The following is a 13,777-nucleotide window of genomic DNA, read 5'->3' as shown; positions in this document are numbered from 1 at the left end:
GGCAAAAAGCTAACACGCGAATTTCGCAGCTTCCATGACCTCACAGGTAATCGATTTGGCTCCGCGGCGCCGTCATGGTCGGGACATCCACAACGACCAACCGAAGGACAACGACCATGATCAATCCCTCTCTCCTGCTCCGCCGCGCCATCCAGATCGACGCCGCCGTCAGCGGCGCCATGGCGCTTCTCCTGACCTTTGCCGCGGCCATGCTGGCGCCGCTGCTGCATCTGCCCGAAGCGCTGCTGCTGGAATCCGGCCTGTTTCTGATCGCCTATGCGGCGCTGGTCGGCTGGCTCGGCACCCGCGCGACCATGCCGAAGCTGCTGGTGCTGGTGATCATCGTCGGCAACGCGCTGTGGACGCTGGGCAGCATCGGCCTGCTGTTCTCGGGCGCGGTGACGCCGAACCTGCTCGGCCAGATCTTCGTGGCCGCGCAGGCGATTGCAGTCGGCGTGTTCGCGGAGCTGCAATATATCGGGCTGCGCCGAAGCGCAGCGGCACAGGCGGCTTAAGCCGCCTTGCTCCTGACCTTGCCGGCCTTTGCCTTGCTAGCCTTGGCCGACCTGGATTTCGCCGACTTGGCCTTAACAGACTTGGCCTTGGTCGCTGCGGAGGTCTTCTCCGCGGCGGCCTTGGTCGTTTTGGCTTTGCCCGAAGCCGCTTTGCCCGAAGACTTGGCCTTCTTGGCCTTCTTGGCCTTATCTTTGGCCCTCTTGGCCTTCGCCTTTTCTTCCTTCTTCAGCGCCTTGCGCTCGGCCTTCTCCTTGGCCTTGAGCTTCTCGGCACGTGCCTCGGCGCGCTTCTTCTTGCGCTTCTTCTCGCAGGAATCGCACTTGCAGCCGATCGGCTTCAGGTATTCCTTGAAATACTCCGTGCCGTAATCGTAGTTGATCTCTTCGCCCGGCTCGATCTTCTTGATCGAGCGGATGATGATCTTCTTCTTCGCCGCATTGACGTCGGACTCAGCGTTCGGCTTGCAGGCGTGGTTGATATAGCGCGCGATGTTCTTGCGGATCGAACCATCGACGGTCCAGCGCTTGCTGATCTGGAACAGATACTTGTTCTCGATCGCGTCGTGCTTCTCGTTCTTCGAATCCAGCAGGGGCCCGAAGTATTGGACGATCTTGACGCCCTTCTTGATCGGCTGGGTGGCGAAAAGACCGAGACCGGTTTTGGAACGGCCGATGCGATAGGGCTTGGCGGAAGTCGAGGCGGGCATGGGATGAGGAACTGACGCTGCTGGAGACAAAATGAAGGCTGACCAAGCTGTCTAGCGCGATTCAACCAGCCCTGTCAGCCGCTTCGGTTGAACCTTCCCCAGCTTGTGAACGTCAAAGCAGCACCTTTCCCGTGCTGGATGCCCTGAAATGCCCCGCCTGCCCGCCCTCGCTGTCGCCACACTGACGATCCTGCTCGGCGCGCCCTCGCTCGCCGCGGCCAACACTATCGGCAGCGTCTACACGTCGACGACCGACAACGACTGCCGCAAAGCGTCCAACCTCAAAATCGATGGCGATGACTACGCCGCGGAACGGACTTGCCGCGGCCCAGCTGGTCTCGTCGTGGTGAAGAACGAGGACGACCTGCGCGAGACCATCACGGTCGGACGCAGCGCCAGCGCCGCTGACAAGGAGCCGGCGGCATCGCAAGGCTTCGGTCCGTTCAACTCCACCACCAACACGATCGAATGGCGCGTCATTGGCGGCAAACCATTCGCGATGATCCAGCGCTGGCACATCGCCGACAACGACGATCCCGAGAAAAATGGCCGGCCAAAATCCAAACAGATGCTGGTGGTCACGCGGTTGCCGCCGGGCGCCGTGTGCCATGTCGCCTATATCGACGTGACGGCCAATCCGGAGGCCAACGAGCTGGCCCGCAAAGCCGCTGACGAACTCGCCCGCGGCTTCGATTGCAAGACGGACAAGGTCAGCGTGATCGGCATCGGCGGCCGGGCTACGGCACTGGCGATGGCATCGCGCAACATCCCGGGCCTGGCCCGGTAGGGCGCGCGGTCAAAGCTTCGGTATTTTCGCCGCGTCGATCACCGCCGTCCATCGCGCGATTTCCGACGTGACCAATTCACGCATTTCCGGCGGCGTGCTTCCCCGCACCTCGCCACCGATCGCCGCTTCCAGCCGCGCCCTGATCCCCGGGTCGGCCAGAGACTTCAGAACGGCTGCGTTGAGTTGGGCGATGATCCCCGGCGGAGTGCCCTTCGGCGCCAGCAGCCCGGCCCACGTCCTGACATCGAACCCCTTCAGACCTGCCTCGCCGGCCGATGGAACATTCGGCAGCAAAGCACTCCGGGTCGATGATGTGACGGCGAGGCCACGCACCGCACCACTCTCGATCTGTGGCGCAACAAGCACGCTGGTGCCAACGATCAGGGGCACATCGCCCGCGAGCAACGCGGTAATCGCCTGAGAGTCGCCGCGGTAGGGCACGTGCAACACGTCGATGCCGGCTGCTGCTTTCAACAATTCGCCAGCAAGGTGATGCGTGCTGCCGAAGCCGACCGATCCGAAGCTCAACGATCCCGGCTTGGCCTTTGCGAGCGCAATGAGCTCTCTCAGCGTCTTTGCTTCATAGTCGCTGCGGGTAGCGACGACGAGCGCGTAATAGACGATCGTGGAGATCATCTCGAAACTATCGACGGGTTGATAGGACAGCGACTTGTAAAGCCCTGCAGAAATCGCATGGCCCCCGGTCACAAGGCCGAGCGTGTATCCGTCAGGCGCGGCCTTGGCGACCGCGTCCGATGCGAGATTGCCGCCTGCACCGGGCTTCGCTTCGACGATAACGGTCTCATTAAGCTGTTTCGCCAGCCCGTCGGCAACGACGCGAGAGAGCGTGTCCGCCGCCCCACCCGATGCGAAACCGTGAACGATACGAATGACACGATTTGGGTAGGCTTGCGCTGAGGCGCCAGGCACGTCGATCGACGAGACTATAAATACAGACACCGCGAGGCATGCGAGAACTCTGCCTCGAATAGATTTCGACAGCTGGCTCATTATTTCCTCCCCTTTTATCTCTTCAGCACTGATCGCCGAGGTGCCGATCTGTCGCTTCATGGCGGCGACTTTGTCGGCAGCGATGTCATGTCGCCTTGCGTTTGAACTCCGCGAGCTCCGGCGATGGAGCCGGCCCCCAGATATCTCGGGGGAGACCTACCCAGACCTTGGGGCGCTGCGGACGATCCCGGTGCCATGGGCGTGGCTCGAAATAGCCAAGCTCTTCGTCGATCATCTGATCGAGATCGAAGAACAATTCGATGAGATGGCCATCGGGGTCGCGGTGATAGATCGCAACATTGTGGCCCGGGCCATGACGCACCGGCCCCCACAGGATCTGCATCTTCTTGCGCCCGAGCAGGTCGCAGGCGCGATGCATGTGCGAGGCATCACGGAGCTCGAACGCCGCGTGATGCAATCGCCGACCCGGGCCGCGCGCGAAATTGACGGAGTGATGATCAAAACCACACCGCATGAAGACGAAGGCGTCCTCGATCCAGTCCGACACCCGGAAATTCAGCACGTCACCATAAAACTTCGACGCCTTCAGCGGATCTTGCGTGTAGAGCGCGATATGGCCGAGGCGGTCGGCTGCAATGCCGCCAACAGGCTGCTCCGCGACAGCGAATGTCGGCCCCGCAAGCAGTTCGATTTCCATTCCCTCGAAGTCCCGGAACAGCACCGAGCGAGGCACGCCAGGAAGCGGATCGGACTGGATCTCGGCCGCAATTCCAGCGCGCGACAGTGTTGCCACCAGGTCGGCGAAATCCAGATCGGGCGCCACTTCGAAGGTCAATCGCCGACAGGCCGCCTGATCGCCACGCTGCAGGACGACGGCGAGTTCGTCCGAGTCGGTGGCCAGCGATGCGTGACTGGCGTCACGCGTCACCACGCCGAGTCCGACCACCGTTTGATAGTAGTCGATCTGCCTGTCGATATCAGGCGTAACGAACGTCACATGCCTGATGCGTTTTACCTTGATCATGTGGTCCTCCGTATCTCGTTCCAGACCGATAGCCGTTCGCCTACGGGGTCATGATGATCTTGCCGAGCGCGCCTCCGGACTCCAGCAGCGTGTGCGCCTGCCGGACCTCGGATAATTTCAGCCGCGCGGAGATTGCGGGCTTGATCTCCCCGCGCCCAAGCAGCGAGATCAACTTCCCCATGATGGCGCGGCGCGCATCGCGGTCATGATCGTAGATGTGAAAGGAGAAGCAGCGCACGGCCGGACAGACGTCGAGATACTTCCGCATCTCTCCCATCAGGTTTTCTTCGGGAAGGCCGGCGAAGGCGTTGTAGGAGACCAGCGTCCCCCATTTGCCGAGCACGCCGAGATAGGAGACGAATTCGGGACCGCAAACATGGTCGAGCACGAGGCCGACGCCTCTCCCCCCGGTCAATTCGCGCGTCCGCGCGACGACGTCCTCGTCACGATAGAAGATCACGTGGTCGGCGCCGTTGGATTTGGCGAACCGGGCTTTTTCGGGGGTGCTGACCGTACCGATCACCGTCATGCCTGCCAGCTTCGCCAATTGCACGATCGACGTGCCGACACCGCCAGCCGCACCAATCACAAGCACACTGCCCGCGGAATTACGCCCACCGCATTCATGCAGCAGCGCCCAGGCGACTTGATAGTTCGCAAGGCACACGGCGTCCTGCAAATCGACGGCATCAGGCAACAGATGGATAGCATCGGCCGGCGCCACCACATATTCGGCGTAACAGCCGCCGCGCTGTGACAGATCGCGGGCGCTCAGCAAAACCTTCTGCCCGACCGAGATACCGACAACACCGTGACCGACCGCGGAGATGCGCCCGGCGACATCATTCCCCGGATTGGCCGGTAGTGGCGGCATCCACTTGTAAACGCCGCGCCGGATCAAGGCGTCCGGCTGGCCGACGCCAAAAGCCTCCGCCTTGATCTGCACCTCTTTCGGGCCCGGAGCCGGAATGGCGACATCGACATAATCGAGCGCGTCGGGACCACCGGGACGATGAACCAGCACAGCCTTCATGAATCCACCCTGCAGAAGATATTTTCGAAAATATGTCCTATTACGAAAATTATTGCAATAGCGGTCATGCGCCGGCATTCTGCAACCAGCCGGCACCATCAGCCGGCGGAATCTGAGGTCCATTCCATGACTGCTTCGGCCGTCAAATCGCGCAAAGAATTCGGCAAAACACTCGCAGTCGATATCACGCACCGACTGCGTCAGGATATCGTCGCTTGCCGGCTCAAGCCTGGCGAACCGCTAAAATTCGATGCCTTGAAGCTCGCTTTCGGCGCAAGCTTCACGACGCTGCGCGAGGCGCTGACGTCGCTGACGGCGGACGGCCTGGTCGTTGCCGAGGAGCAGCGTGGCTTTCGCGTGGCGCCCGTTACGAGCGACGACCTGATCGACATCACCCAGACCCGGATCCTGATCGAGATCGAACTGCTCAGCCGCTCCATCGCAAATGGCGGAGATGACTGGGAAATAGCGGTTATGTCGACCCTGCACAGGCTGGGACGCATTGAGGAAAGACTTCCCGGTAATCACGTCGAGAATCCGGAATGGCAGATCGCCCACCGCCAGTTTCACGAGGCGCTGGTGTCGTGCGGGCGCTCCCCGACGTTGTTTGGCATTCGGGCTTCGCTGTTCGAGCGCGCCGAACGCTATCGAAACCTGTCCGCCATGTTTCGCCCGCAACCACGCGACAAGGTCGGTGAGCATCGCGCCATTATGCAGGCCGCGATCGCCCGCGACACGGCACTGGCCACATCCCTGATCGACCGGCACATCCGCAGCACCTCCGACAATGTCGTGAAATACGCATCTCATCTGCTGACTGAATCCTGAGACGGGATCGCCGGCTAGTCGGCGAAGAAACAGACGGCAGGCCCAACATCCCACGTTGAAAGTCGCCGCAGGCGCCGCCAGCCCTCTTGTCAGGCATTATTTTCGAAAATATAATAAACTTACGAAATTTCGATATCAGGGATTACATAGGAAGGCCTCATCATGAAGCTCTTGTCTTTCAGCCATCAGCAGCGCGAAAGCTGGGGAGCCGTCGTCAACGACGCGATCGTCGATCTCGGCAAGGCGCTCCCGCACTATCCGACGCTCGCCGATTTCATCGCCAGCCCCGACTTCGCCAAGCGCGACCAGATCGTTGGCGGACGCAAGCCAGACCTGAAGCTGTCGGACATCAGCTACCTGCCGGTAATCCCCCGCCCCGAAAAGATCGTCTGCGCGGTGCGGAACTATCTCGACCACCACAAGGAAGCGGTGGCTCATGGCATGGACCGCCAGATCACCGAATTCCCGCCGATCTTTCTGCGGGTCTGGCGCTCACAGGTCGGCCACAACCAGCCGGTGATCCGGCCGAAAGTCTCCACGCACCTGGACTGGGAAGGTGAACTCGCCGTCGTGATCGGCAAAGGCGGCCGCCATATTCCCGAAAGCGAGGCGATGAACCACATCGCGGGCTATTCGATTTATAACGACGTCAGCGTCCGCGATTATCAGCGACACGCGCAGCAGATCGCGGCCGGCAAGAATTTCGTTGGCACCGGACCGTTCGGCCCGTGGCTGGTGACGACCGATGAAGTCAGCGATCCCACCAAGCTCAAGCTCGAAACCCGCGTGAATGGTGACATCGTCCAATCCTCGGACACATCCTTTTTGATCTTCTCGATTCCCCGGTTGATCAACTATGCGTCGGAAATCTTCGACCTCGTCCCGGGTGACGTCATTGCAACGGGAACGCCTGCCGGCGTCGGCTTTACGCGGAAGCCTCCGATCTTCCTGAAGGCCGGCGACGTCGTCGAAGTCGAAATCGAGAAGCTCGGCATCCTCAGCAATCCCGTCATTGACGAGTAGTCAGCGGACGGCTTCCTCACAACGCTCGCAAAACACGGACTGGGTCAGCCATGACATCCTATGACATTCGCAAGACCCAGATTTCCGTCGAGACGGTCTGGCACGAACGTGGGCCGCGTCTCTCGCAGCCGCTCCATGTCGGCACGGCACTGGCGATTATCCGCAATCCTTTTGCTGGTCGATACGAGCCGGACCTGATGGCCTTCCAGGCCGAACTACGCGAACTTGGACGCACACTTGCGGCCGAGCTCGTTCAGGCGCTCGGCGGCAAGGAACGCATCGAAGCTTACGGCAAGGGCATGATCGTGGGCGACGACGGCGAGCTTGAGCACGCGGCCGTATGGCACGAGGCCGGCGGCTGGGCGATGCGCGAGATTCTCGGCCAGCCCAAAGCCATCGTGCCGGCCGCGAAGACCGTTGGCGGCATCGGTACACGGCTAATGGTGCCGCTGGGCCATATCGAAGCGGCCTATGTCCGCAGTCATTTCAGCACCGCTGAAATGACTGTCTGGGATGGCCCGCGTCGCGACGAGATCGCCTTCGGCCTGGTGATGGCCACCGGCGGAAGACCGCATGCACGTATTGGCGGGCTGGCAGCGTCCGATATCTCAGTGCATGACGGGCAGCGATAGCTACCGCAAACAGCACCTGCACACGACGCCGGCGCTTCGCAAAGAGTTTCGCTACTTCGGCGTTTCCATGGCCCTGGCGACGGTGATCTTCAGCATCTCGACGAACAGCTTCTCTGCGTCGGTGCCATCGGGTAAGCGGCGCAGGATGTCAGTGAGGCGGCCATCGAGGGTCAGCATGGTGAAACCATGCACCAGCGACCACGTCCGCGCGATCTGCGCGGCCTGCTCGATGGTCAGCGCATCGGTGGCGACATTGCCCGGATGATGTGCGCCGACCACGCTGGCAAGACCGGCGAAAGATGCATTGGCGGCCTCGCGCAGATTCGGCCGCGTCATGTCGAGCCGCTCGGTACGAAACATCAGCTGATACATGCCGGGCTGCGCACGTGCATAAGCGAGATAGGCCTTGGCGCGGGCGAGCGCGCTTTCGAGCGGCGTCGTGCCACTCGCACCAGCCGCAGTCATTGTGGCGTTGAAGTTGCGAAAGCCGATAGCGGCGAGTTCGCTGACGAGGCCGGTGAGATCGCCGAAGTGATGCGTCGGAGCCGCATGCGAGACGCCGGCTTCGCGGGCGACGGCGCGCAGCGTCAGGCCAGATAGTCCATCGCGCTCCAGCACGATTTCCGCGGCTTTCAGCAGCGCGCCGTGCAAGTCCCCGTGATGATAGGGAGATTCGGCGCCGGCGGTTTTTTGGGCCGCGCCCTTGGCTTGCGAAATTCCTGCGACCTTCTTGCGGCGGTCTTGCGGCACGGCGCGCGGTTTCGCGGTCTTGGTCTGCTTCGTCATGGTGATGTTATAGGTCGTCATTTTTACACTGTAAAGATTTTGCTTGACGGGCCGACCGCTCACATCTAGCAATCTAGACAACGTAAAGATAATAGCATGGGAGACGACGATGGCGCTGCTGGACCCGATCGAGGCTGCTCATGACAATCTTGCGCCGATCCCGATGGAGTGCGACGCGCCGTTCCTGACAGTCGTCGGCGAGTTGCCACGTGAGCTCAACGGCACGCTCTACCGCAACGGCCCCAATCCTCAATTCGAAACCAAAGGCTCGCACTGGTTCGTCGGTGACGGCATGCTGCATGCCTTTCACATCGAGAACGGCCGCGCGAGCTATCGCAATCGCTGGATCCACACGCCGAAATTTCTCGCCGAGCACGATGCCGGCCGCACGCTCTATCGCGGCTTCGGCCAGAAAATCCCCGATGCCCCCGCTTCGCTTGGCAATGACTCAGGCGCGGCCAATACCAACATCGTCTTTCATGCCGGCCGCCTGCTCGCGCTGGAGGAAGGCCATGCGCCAACCGAGATCGAACCGGGCACGCTGAAGACGCTCGGCTATCAGAACTATAGCGGGCGCATCGGCGGACCGTTCACCGCGCATCCGAAGATCGATCCCGTCACCGGCGAAATGAATTTCTTCGGCTATAACGCCCGCGGTATCTTCAGTCCGACGATCTCGTTCGGCGCGATCGATTCATCGGGTATCGTCACGCGCTTCGAGCGTTTCGATGCGCCCTATGCCAGCATGGTGCATGACTTCATCGTCACGGAGAACTACCTGCTGTTTCCGATCCTGCCCATCACCGGCAGCATGGACCGCGCGCGATCAGGCCGCCCGCCCTATGCCTGGGAGCCGGACAAGGGCTCTTATGTCGGCGTGATGAAGCGCGGCGGCAGTGCCGATGATATCAAGTGGTTTCGCGCCGAAGCCTGCTACGTCTTCCATGTGATGAATGCGTGGGAGGAAGGCGACCGCATCATCGCCGACGTCATGCAGTCCGAGGAAGCGCCGCTGTTCACGCATCCCGACGGCTCGCCGACCGATCCTGCGAAATCCAACGCGCGACTTTGTCGATGGACCTTCGATCTATCAGCCAATACCGATCGTTTCACCCGCACCTATCTCGACGACGTCACCGGCGAATTCCCGCGCATCGACGAGCGCCGCTCCGGCCTCGTCAGCACGCAAGGCTGGTACGCCTGCGATAACCCGGCACCGGGTGCCAGCAAGGCCTTTTCCGGGATCACACATGTCTGGCGCGACGGCATCAGGCTCGGCCAGTATATGCTGCCACTCGGCGACAGCATCTCCGAACCCGTCTTCGTCGCGCGCGGCAAGGATGCAGCCGAAGGCGACGGCTGGCTGCTCGCGGTGGTGTGGCGCGCCCGGCAGAACCGCAGCGATCTGGCAGTGTTCAATGCCACCGATGTCGCCGCGGGGCCGATCGCTCTTGTCCAGCTCGGTCACCGGGTACCAGCAGGCTTTCACGGCAGCTGGGTTGATTCCTTATAAACCATTGATCCAATGACAGTTAAAGATCTCACCTCACATAATTTTGACAGTGTAAAGATTTTTGTTGACGAGCCCGCGGGCAAGGCCTAGAAGAAATCTTGACAATGTAAAGATGGAGCGACGGGAAAACGGCGTGGCGTCCTTTCTCATGATCGGCAGCTGCCACCGCCTCCTGAAGCACAACGACAAAAGTACTCATTCGACAACAAGCGCGCGGAACCACGCCATGATCAACGTCCTCGCCAAGCTGGCCATCGGCTTCCTTTCCACCATCGCCTTTTTCACGACCTTTGCGGTCGCAGGAGACGTGCTGATCGCGACTGCCGTCGCCATCGCAGGTGCTGCGACGCAGTTCGTTCTCGCACGAACCGCATATCGCAGGCCGGACATGATGACCCGGACAGCAAGCTGGGGCAGCCTAGCCCTCGTGCTGGTTGTGACCGGGACCACACTCGTCGGTATCGAACCATCCGGCGCGGCCGCCTCGGCCTCTCACGACGTTTTCACGCCGGTCGGCAATGTCTGCCCGCTCTCACAACAAGACATATGATCGCAGGATAATGAGCAGCGACGCGACGACCTCGTAAGCGAGCCCGCAACGCACCTTCACAAACGTCAAGATAGCCCGAACTGGAAACGCCATGGCTTCCTTTCTCATCATCGCCCCGTTCGGTGCTTTCGCCATCCTGATGATGGTGTCATCGGTCGCGATCAGCCTCTTCGCCGCAGCCGCGCTGTCGCTCGGCATCGTGGTCTGGGACGTGATCCGCGGCGGCTCGCTGAAGATGCTCGCAGCAGGCTCGGTGCTGATCTTCAGCGCGCTCGGCTGCTACATCACGCTGGTCGACGGCAATTGGAGCGCGGTGGCCGTCCGCCTCGCCGTCGATGTCGGCCTGCTCTCAATCGTGCTGCTGTCGCTGGCGATCCGCCTGCCCTTCACGCTGCAATATGCCCGCGAGATGGTCGACGCCGAAACCTCGAAGCTGCCCGGCTTCATGAAGGCGAACTACATCCTCACCTGGGCCTGGGCCGGCGCATTTGTGCTGATGCTGGTGGCGGACATGCTGATCATCTACATGCCCTCGCTGCCACTGTGGATCGGCTTTGCGGTGGCCTTTGCCGCGCGCAACTCTGCCGTTGCCTTCACCAAATGGTACCCACAGTATCGTCGCGCGAAATATGGTGCAGTGAAACCGGCTGAACCGCTGAAGCCCTGATCCATTTCGCCTGCAAATCGACGCCTGACCATCTCGACTGCATTGGGAGCACTGCGATGAAGGACGTATTCGCCAAACTTGGCCAGGATTTTTTCTCCACCATCGTCTTCCTGGTACTCTACCTCGTCACCGGCGACGTCCTGCTGGCAACCTGCGTGGCGATCGCGGGGGCCGTCGCACAGTTCGTCTATGCCCGCGTCAAGGGCTCAAGGCTTGATGTAATGACCTATGCCAGTCTCGGGCTGGTGGTCGTCCTCGGCGGCGCGACGCTACTGACCAAGGATCCACGCTTCGTGCTGGCCAAGCCCAGCATCGGACATTTCGCCATCGGCGCGATCATGCTGCGCAAGGGCTGGATGCTGCGCTACCTGCCACCCATCGTCAGCGAGACGATCCCAGAATATGTGACCGCTGCGGGCTATGCCTGGGCCGCGCTGATGTTCGCGCTTGGCGCCGGTGTCATCGCTGTGGCCATGACCGGCGATATGAAACTGTGGGCTTTCTATGTGTCGGTCGTCGCCATTGGCGCCAAGGTGCTGGCTTTCGCGATTCAGTATGTCGTGTTCCGGATGATCGTCGGCCGCAAGCTGCGCGCAGCAGCAGCGACGGCGCCGCAGATGGGCGCCTAGTCGCCGGCGCGCAATTGCGAGCTTCGCAGACGGGCCACTCCGACATCTACCGTCAGCCGCGCCGAGGCCGCGGGAGCGTGCACCGCGTCCCCTTCATATTCGGCTGTGATCCAGCGCGCGCCATCCGCCAGCGCCGAGGTGGTGAATGACGCCATGCCGGCGCGGTCGAGGCCGACATGGGCTGCGAGAATCTGCTCACCATCACGAAACGTCACGGCGCCCTTCGGAACGCCGTCACCGCTGGCAATCGCGGCGGTCAGCGTGACCACCGCTCCAGACGGACAAGGATTCTCGGACGACGACACCGCCACCGCCGGCGTGCCCCGTATGATCTCGACCACAACCGCCGACTGGCTCGGCTGCACCACGACGGGCAGATAATTCGACGTCCCCATATAGTCCGCGCGGAAGCGATGCGGACCCGGCGGCAGTCGTTCGACCACCAGCGACGGGTGGGCCACATCGACCCAGCCAAGCACAGTGAGCGTCGTCTCATCGACAAAGCGGACAATGCCGCCGGGGACACCGCCGCCGCGTTCGCTCGTCACGGAGGCCGTGAGCGTCGTGCGGCCGGTCGCATCGATGGATGATGCCAGCGTGGTGCGGGTCTGTTCGGAGTGGATGATGGATTGGGCGCGAACTGCGGTCGGACTTGCAAGCACACATGCAGTAACAACGACCAGATGAAAATTGTTCACCTGTTACGCTCCGGTTAGCCGCCCCTGGGGTAAGGCGTGCGGCCGGCGAAAAGGTTCAACACAAAAGCAGGCCGCGGAGAAGCCGCATGCCGATGTGAACAATTCGTCACAGATACTGATAAAACATGATCCCGTTGACGGCACTGGCCGCGGCCAACAAGGTCACCACCGTCACATTCAGCTTCAGAGCATCCAACATGGCGCGGCCTCGAATTCGTCTGCAGTCTGATCGCTATTGGAACAGCGCCGCCTGAGTCGTCACCGCTTTTCTTTTTCCTCTGCATCCTTGCGAGTCACCGGAGAATCGAGTCCCGCGCACGGACCGAAATTCAGCGGGATTGCTGCAAGCCTGAGTCGCGTTTTGTCGAACCAAATCGCTGGCGCCGCGACACAAAACCATGACCCGAATCGCCATCCTGATCGCCGGCCTCATCTGCGCCGGCACCGCCTTTGCGCAACCGCTGACGCCACCACCGGAGCTGCTATCGCAGGAGACACCGGAGTGGTTTGCGAGCGCCTGGGCTTTCGTGCCGCCGGACCGCGTGGCCGGTCAGGCGTTTCATGTCGACATGTCCGATCCGCAGGCGCCGGTCGGATATGTCGCGATCTATCCAGCTGGCGCCAACGATCCGAAGACGCCAGCGAGCGCCTTCGATGCCGGTGAGATGCTGGTCGCAAAACTCGCGCGCAGCGACGGCAAGCTGACCGCCCTGTCAGCCGAGCTGCGCTCGCGTGACGTCACGCTGAACAGCAACATCCCGCGTGTACTGAGCGCTGCGCATGCCGATGCGGAATATCGCCAACTCCACGCCGAATTGCTGAAGACGCGCGGCACGCTGCCGGATGGCGCCATTCCCTGCGATATCCATGGCTGGTCGACCGACCGCGACCCCAACGGATTGAATGTGCGCGCCGGGCCATCGACGAAGGCCAAGGTGCTCGGCACACTGCCGCCGCCCTACAAATTCAAGAGCAAAGGTGAGAACGTGCCTGACGGAGGCTGGCTGACGGAATTTTCCATCATCGGCTTCAAGGATGGCTGGTTCCTGATCGAAGGCGCAGCTCCGCCCGGCAAGGAATATGAGGACGAGAGCAGCTATCCGCGCAATCATCCAAAGCCCTATGGCGGCCGCGGCTGGGTCGCGGCCAGCAAGGTCGGCGCGCAGTATGCCAATGGCGACACGCGGATGGGCGGACTGTTCCAGGCGCCGCATGTGGACGCGCAGTGGACGCCGGCCAAAGGCGAAGGTGGCAGCGAGATCAGCGCCGACGGTGGCCCTAGGCGCGTTCTCGCCTGCAGCGGCTTCTGGGCACTGGTGGAGAGCCACGACGGCGTGCGCGGCTGGTGGCGACGGCTATGCTCGAGCCAGGTGACGAATTGCAGTTGAGCAAAATCACTGGCGGGCCCGAGAA

The 13,777-nt window shown here is 61.7% G+C and carries 16 protein-coding genes; 10 read left to right on the top strand and 6 right to left on the bottom strand.

Going from position 1 to position 13,777, the window contains the following annotated elements; all coding sequences use genetic code 11:
- Positions 1–116: 116 nt before the first annotated feature.
- Positions 117–515: a hypothetical protein gene (locus AB7951_RS07110; protein ID WP_120291331.1), complete on the top strand. Its 399-nt coding sequence runs from the start codon at positions 117–119 to the stop codon at positions 513–515.
- On the opposite strand, the gene AB7951_RS07105 is transcribed toward AB7951_RS07110, so the two are convergent.
- On the bottom strand, positions 512–1,222 hold the full coding sequence (locus AB7951_RS07105; RefSeq protein ID WP_120291333.1) for an SET domain-containing protein: 711 nt from the start codon (positions 1,220–1,222) through the stop codon (positions 512–514). The two genes, AB7951_RS07110 and AB7951_RS07105, sit on opposite strands and share 4 nt — an antisense overlap.
- Before the next feature lie 148 nt (positions 1,223–1,370).
- Between AB7951_RS07105 and AB7951_RS07100 the strand changes: the two genes are divergently transcribed.
- Entirely contained in the window at positions 1,371–2,009 is a 639-nt protein-coding gene (locus AB7951_RS07100; RefSeq protein ID WP_120291335.1) for a hypothetical protein, read from the top strand.
- A gap of 9 nt (positions 2,010–2,018) precedes the next feature.
- Here AB7951_RS07100 and AB7951_RS07095 read toward each other — a convergent pair whose 3' ends face one another.
- The 3 genes from AB7951_RS07095 to AB7951_RS07085 all read right to left on the bottom strand — a co-directional run bounded on the left by AB7951_RS07095 (position 2,019) and on the right by AB7951_RS07085 (position 5,038).
- Positions 2,019–2,969, bottom strand: coding sequence for a tripartite tricarboxylate transporter substrate binding protein (locus AB7951_RS07095; protein WP_439061798.1), 951 nt, complete (start codon positions 2,967–2,969; stop codon positions 2,019–2,021).
- 136 nt (positions 2,970–3,105) lie between these two features.
- The gene (locus tag AB7951_RS07090; RefSeq protein ID WP_120291337.1) at positions 3,106–4,005 is read right to left on the bottom strand and encodes a VOC family protein; all 900 of its coding nucleotides are present in this window, start codon (positions 4,003–4,005) and stop codon (positions 3,106–3,108) included.
- Between the two features lie 40 nt (positions 4,006–4,045).
- A complete protein-coding gene (locus tag AB7951_RS07085; protein WP_120291339.1) occupies positions 4,046–5,038 on the bottom strand; it encodes a zinc-dependent alcohol dehydrogenase family protein in 993 nt (330 codons plus the stop codon).
- Between AB7951_RS07085 and AB7951_RS07080 the strand changes: the two genes are divergently transcribed.
- The 3 genes from AB7951_RS07080 (at position 5,018) to AB7951_RS07070 (ending at position 7,521) form a co-directional block, all read left to right on the top strand.
- Complete coding sequence (locus AB7951_RS07080; RefSeq protein WP_420878656.1) at positions 5,018–5,866, top strand: GntR family transcriptional regulator; 849 nt, start codon at positions 5,018–5,020, stop codon at positions 5,864–5,866. The genes AB7951_RS07085 and AB7951_RS07080 overlap by 21 nt on opposite strands.
- 162 nt (positions 5,867–6,028) lie before the next feature.
- On the top strand, positions 6,029–6,889 hold the full coding sequence (locus AB7951_RS07075) for a fumarylacetoacetate hydrolase family protein (RefSeq protein WP_120291341.1): 861 nt from the start codon (positions 6,029–6,031) through the stop codon (positions 6,887–6,889).
- Positions 6,890–6,939: 50 nt separating this feature from the next.
- Positions 6,940–7,521 (top strand): amino acid synthesis family protein, encoded by a 582-nt coding sequence (locus AB7951_RS07070; protein ID WP_120291343.1) that lies wholly within the window; start codon positions 6,940–6,942, stop codon positions 7,519–7,521.
- Positions 7,522–7,572: 51 nt separating this feature from the next.
- Here the strand turns inward: AB7951_RS07070 and AB7951_RS07065 are convergent, their stop codons facing one another.
- Positions 7,573–8,328, bottom strand: a complete 756-nt coding sequence (locus AB7951_RS07065) for a TetR/AcrR family transcriptional regulator (protein ID WP_439061799.1) — start codon at positions 8,326–8,328, stop codon at positions 7,573–7,575.
- Positions 8,329–8,416: 88 nt separating this feature from the next.
- On the opposite strand from AB7951_RS07065, the gene AB7951_RS07060 reads away from it, so the two are divergent.
- The 4 genes from AB7951_RS07060 to AB7951_RS07045 all read left to right on the top strand — a co-directional run bounded on the left by AB7951_RS07060 (position 8,417) and on the right by AB7951_RS07045 (position 11,666).
- Complete coding sequence (locus AB7951_RS07060; RefSeq protein WP_441255718.1) at positions 8,417–9,820, top strand: carotenoid oxygenase family protein; 1,404 nt, start codon at positions 8,417–8,419, stop codon at positions 9,818–9,820.
- Positions 9,821–10,046: 226 nt separating this feature from the next.
- Complete coding sequence (locus AB7951_RS07055) at positions 10,047–10,370, top strand: hypothetical protein (RefSeq protein ID WP_147421703.1); 324 nt, start codon at positions 10,047–10,049, stop codon at positions 10,368–10,370.
- 91 nt (positions 10,371–10,461) lie between these two features.
- Positions 10,462–11,037 (top strand): hypothetical protein, encoded by a 576-nt coding sequence (locus AB7951_RS07050; RefSeq protein WP_093756607.1) that lies wholly within the window; start codon positions 10,462–10,464, stop codon positions 11,035–11,037.
- A gap of 56 nt (positions 11,038–11,093) precedes the next feature.
- On the top strand, positions 11,094–11,666 hold the full coding sequence (locus AB7951_RS07045) for a septation protein IspZ (RefSeq protein ID WP_120291350.1): 573 nt from the start codon (positions 11,094–11,096) through the stop codon (positions 11,664–11,666).
- Here the strand turns inward: AB7951_RS07045 and AB7951_RS07040 are convergent.
- Positions 11,663–12,364: an Ig-like domain-containing protein gene (locus AB7951_RS07040; RefSeq protein WP_120291352.1), complete on the bottom strand. Its 702-nt coding sequence runs from the start codon at positions 12,362–12,364 to the stop codon at positions 11,663–11,665. The genes AB7951_RS07045 and AB7951_RS07040 overlap by 4 nt on opposite strands.
- Before the next feature lie 398 nt (positions 12,365–12,762).
- On the opposite strand from AB7951_RS07040, the gene AB7951_RS07035 reads away from it, so the two are divergent.
- Positions 12,763–13,752 (top strand): SH3 domain-containing protein, encoded by a 990-nt coding sequence (locus AB7951_RS07035; RefSeq protein ID WP_439061800.1) that lies wholly within the window; start codon positions 12,763–12,765, stop codon positions 13,750–13,752.
- The last annotated feature ends 25 nt before the right edge of the window (positions 13,753–13,777 follow it).

The sequence above is a fragment of the Tardiphaga sp. 285_C5_N1_2 genome, from assembly GCF_052076065.1.
GTDB lineage: Bacteria > Pseudomonadota > Alphaproteobacteria > Rhizobiales > Xanthobacteraceae > Tardiphaga > Tardiphaga robiniae.
The sequence above is the reverse complement of the archived record's forward strand: the minus strand, read 5'-3'. Positions and strand labels throughout refer to the sequence as shown.

Bases quoted from the DNA above. Each gene is read 5' to 3' on its own strand.
- AB7951_RS07110 (WP_120291331.1), top strand. From the start codon at position 117: ATGATCAATCCCTCTCTCCTGCTCCGCCGCGCCATCCAGATCGACGCC.
- AB7951_RS07105 (WP_120291333.1), bottom strand. From the start codon at position 1,222: ATGCCCGCCTCGACTTCCGCCAAGCCCTATCGCATCGGCCGTTCCAAA.
- AB7951_RS07100 (WP_120291335.1), top strand. From the start codon at position 1,371: ATGCCCCGCCTGCCCGCCCTCGCTGTCGCCACACTGACGATCCTGCTC.
- AB7951_RS07090 (WP_120291337.1), bottom strand. From the start codon at position 4,005: ATGATCAAGGTAAAACGCATCAGGCATGTGACGTTCGTTACGCCTGAT.
- AB7951_RS07080 (WP_420878656.1), top strand. From the start codon at position 5,018: ATGAACCAGCACAGCCTTCATGAATCCACCCTGCAGAAGATATTTTCG.
- AB7951_RS07085 (WP_120291339.1), bottom strand. From the start codon at position 5,038: ATGAAGGCTGTGCTGGTTCATCGTCCCGGTGGTCCCGACGCGCTCGAT.
- AB7951_RS07075 (WP_120291341.1), top strand. From the start codon at position 6,029: ATGAAGCTCTTGTCTTTCAGCCATCAGCAGCGCGAAAGCTGGGGAGCC.
- AB7951_RS07070 (WP_120291343.1), top strand. From the start codon at position 6,940: ATGACATCCTATGACATTCGCAAGACCCAGATTTCCGTCGAGACGGTC.
- AB7951_RS07065 (WP_439061799.1), bottom strand. From the start codon at position 8,328: ATGACGACCTATAACATCACCATGACGAAGCAGACCAAGACCGCGAAA.
- AB7951_RS07060 (WP_441255718.1), top strand. From the start codon at position 8,417: ATGGCGCTGCTGGACCCGATCGAGGCTGCTCATGACAATCTTGCGCCG.
- AB7951_RS07055 (WP_147421703.1), top strand. From the start codon at position 10,047: ATGATCAACGTCCTCGCCAAGCTGGCCATCGGCTTCCTTTCCACCATC.
- AB7951_RS07050 (WP_093756607.1), top strand. From the start codon at position 10,462: ATGGCTTCCTTTCTCATCATCGCCCCGTTCGGTGCTTTCGCCATCCTG.
- AB7951_RS07045 (WP_120291350.1), top strand. From the start codon at position 11,094: ATGAAGGACGTATTCGCCAAACTTGGCCAGGATTTTTTCTCCACCATC.
- AB7951_RS07035 (WP_439061800.1), top strand. From the start codon at position 12,763: ATGACCCGAATCGCCATCCTGATCGCCGGCCTCATCTGCGCCGGCACC.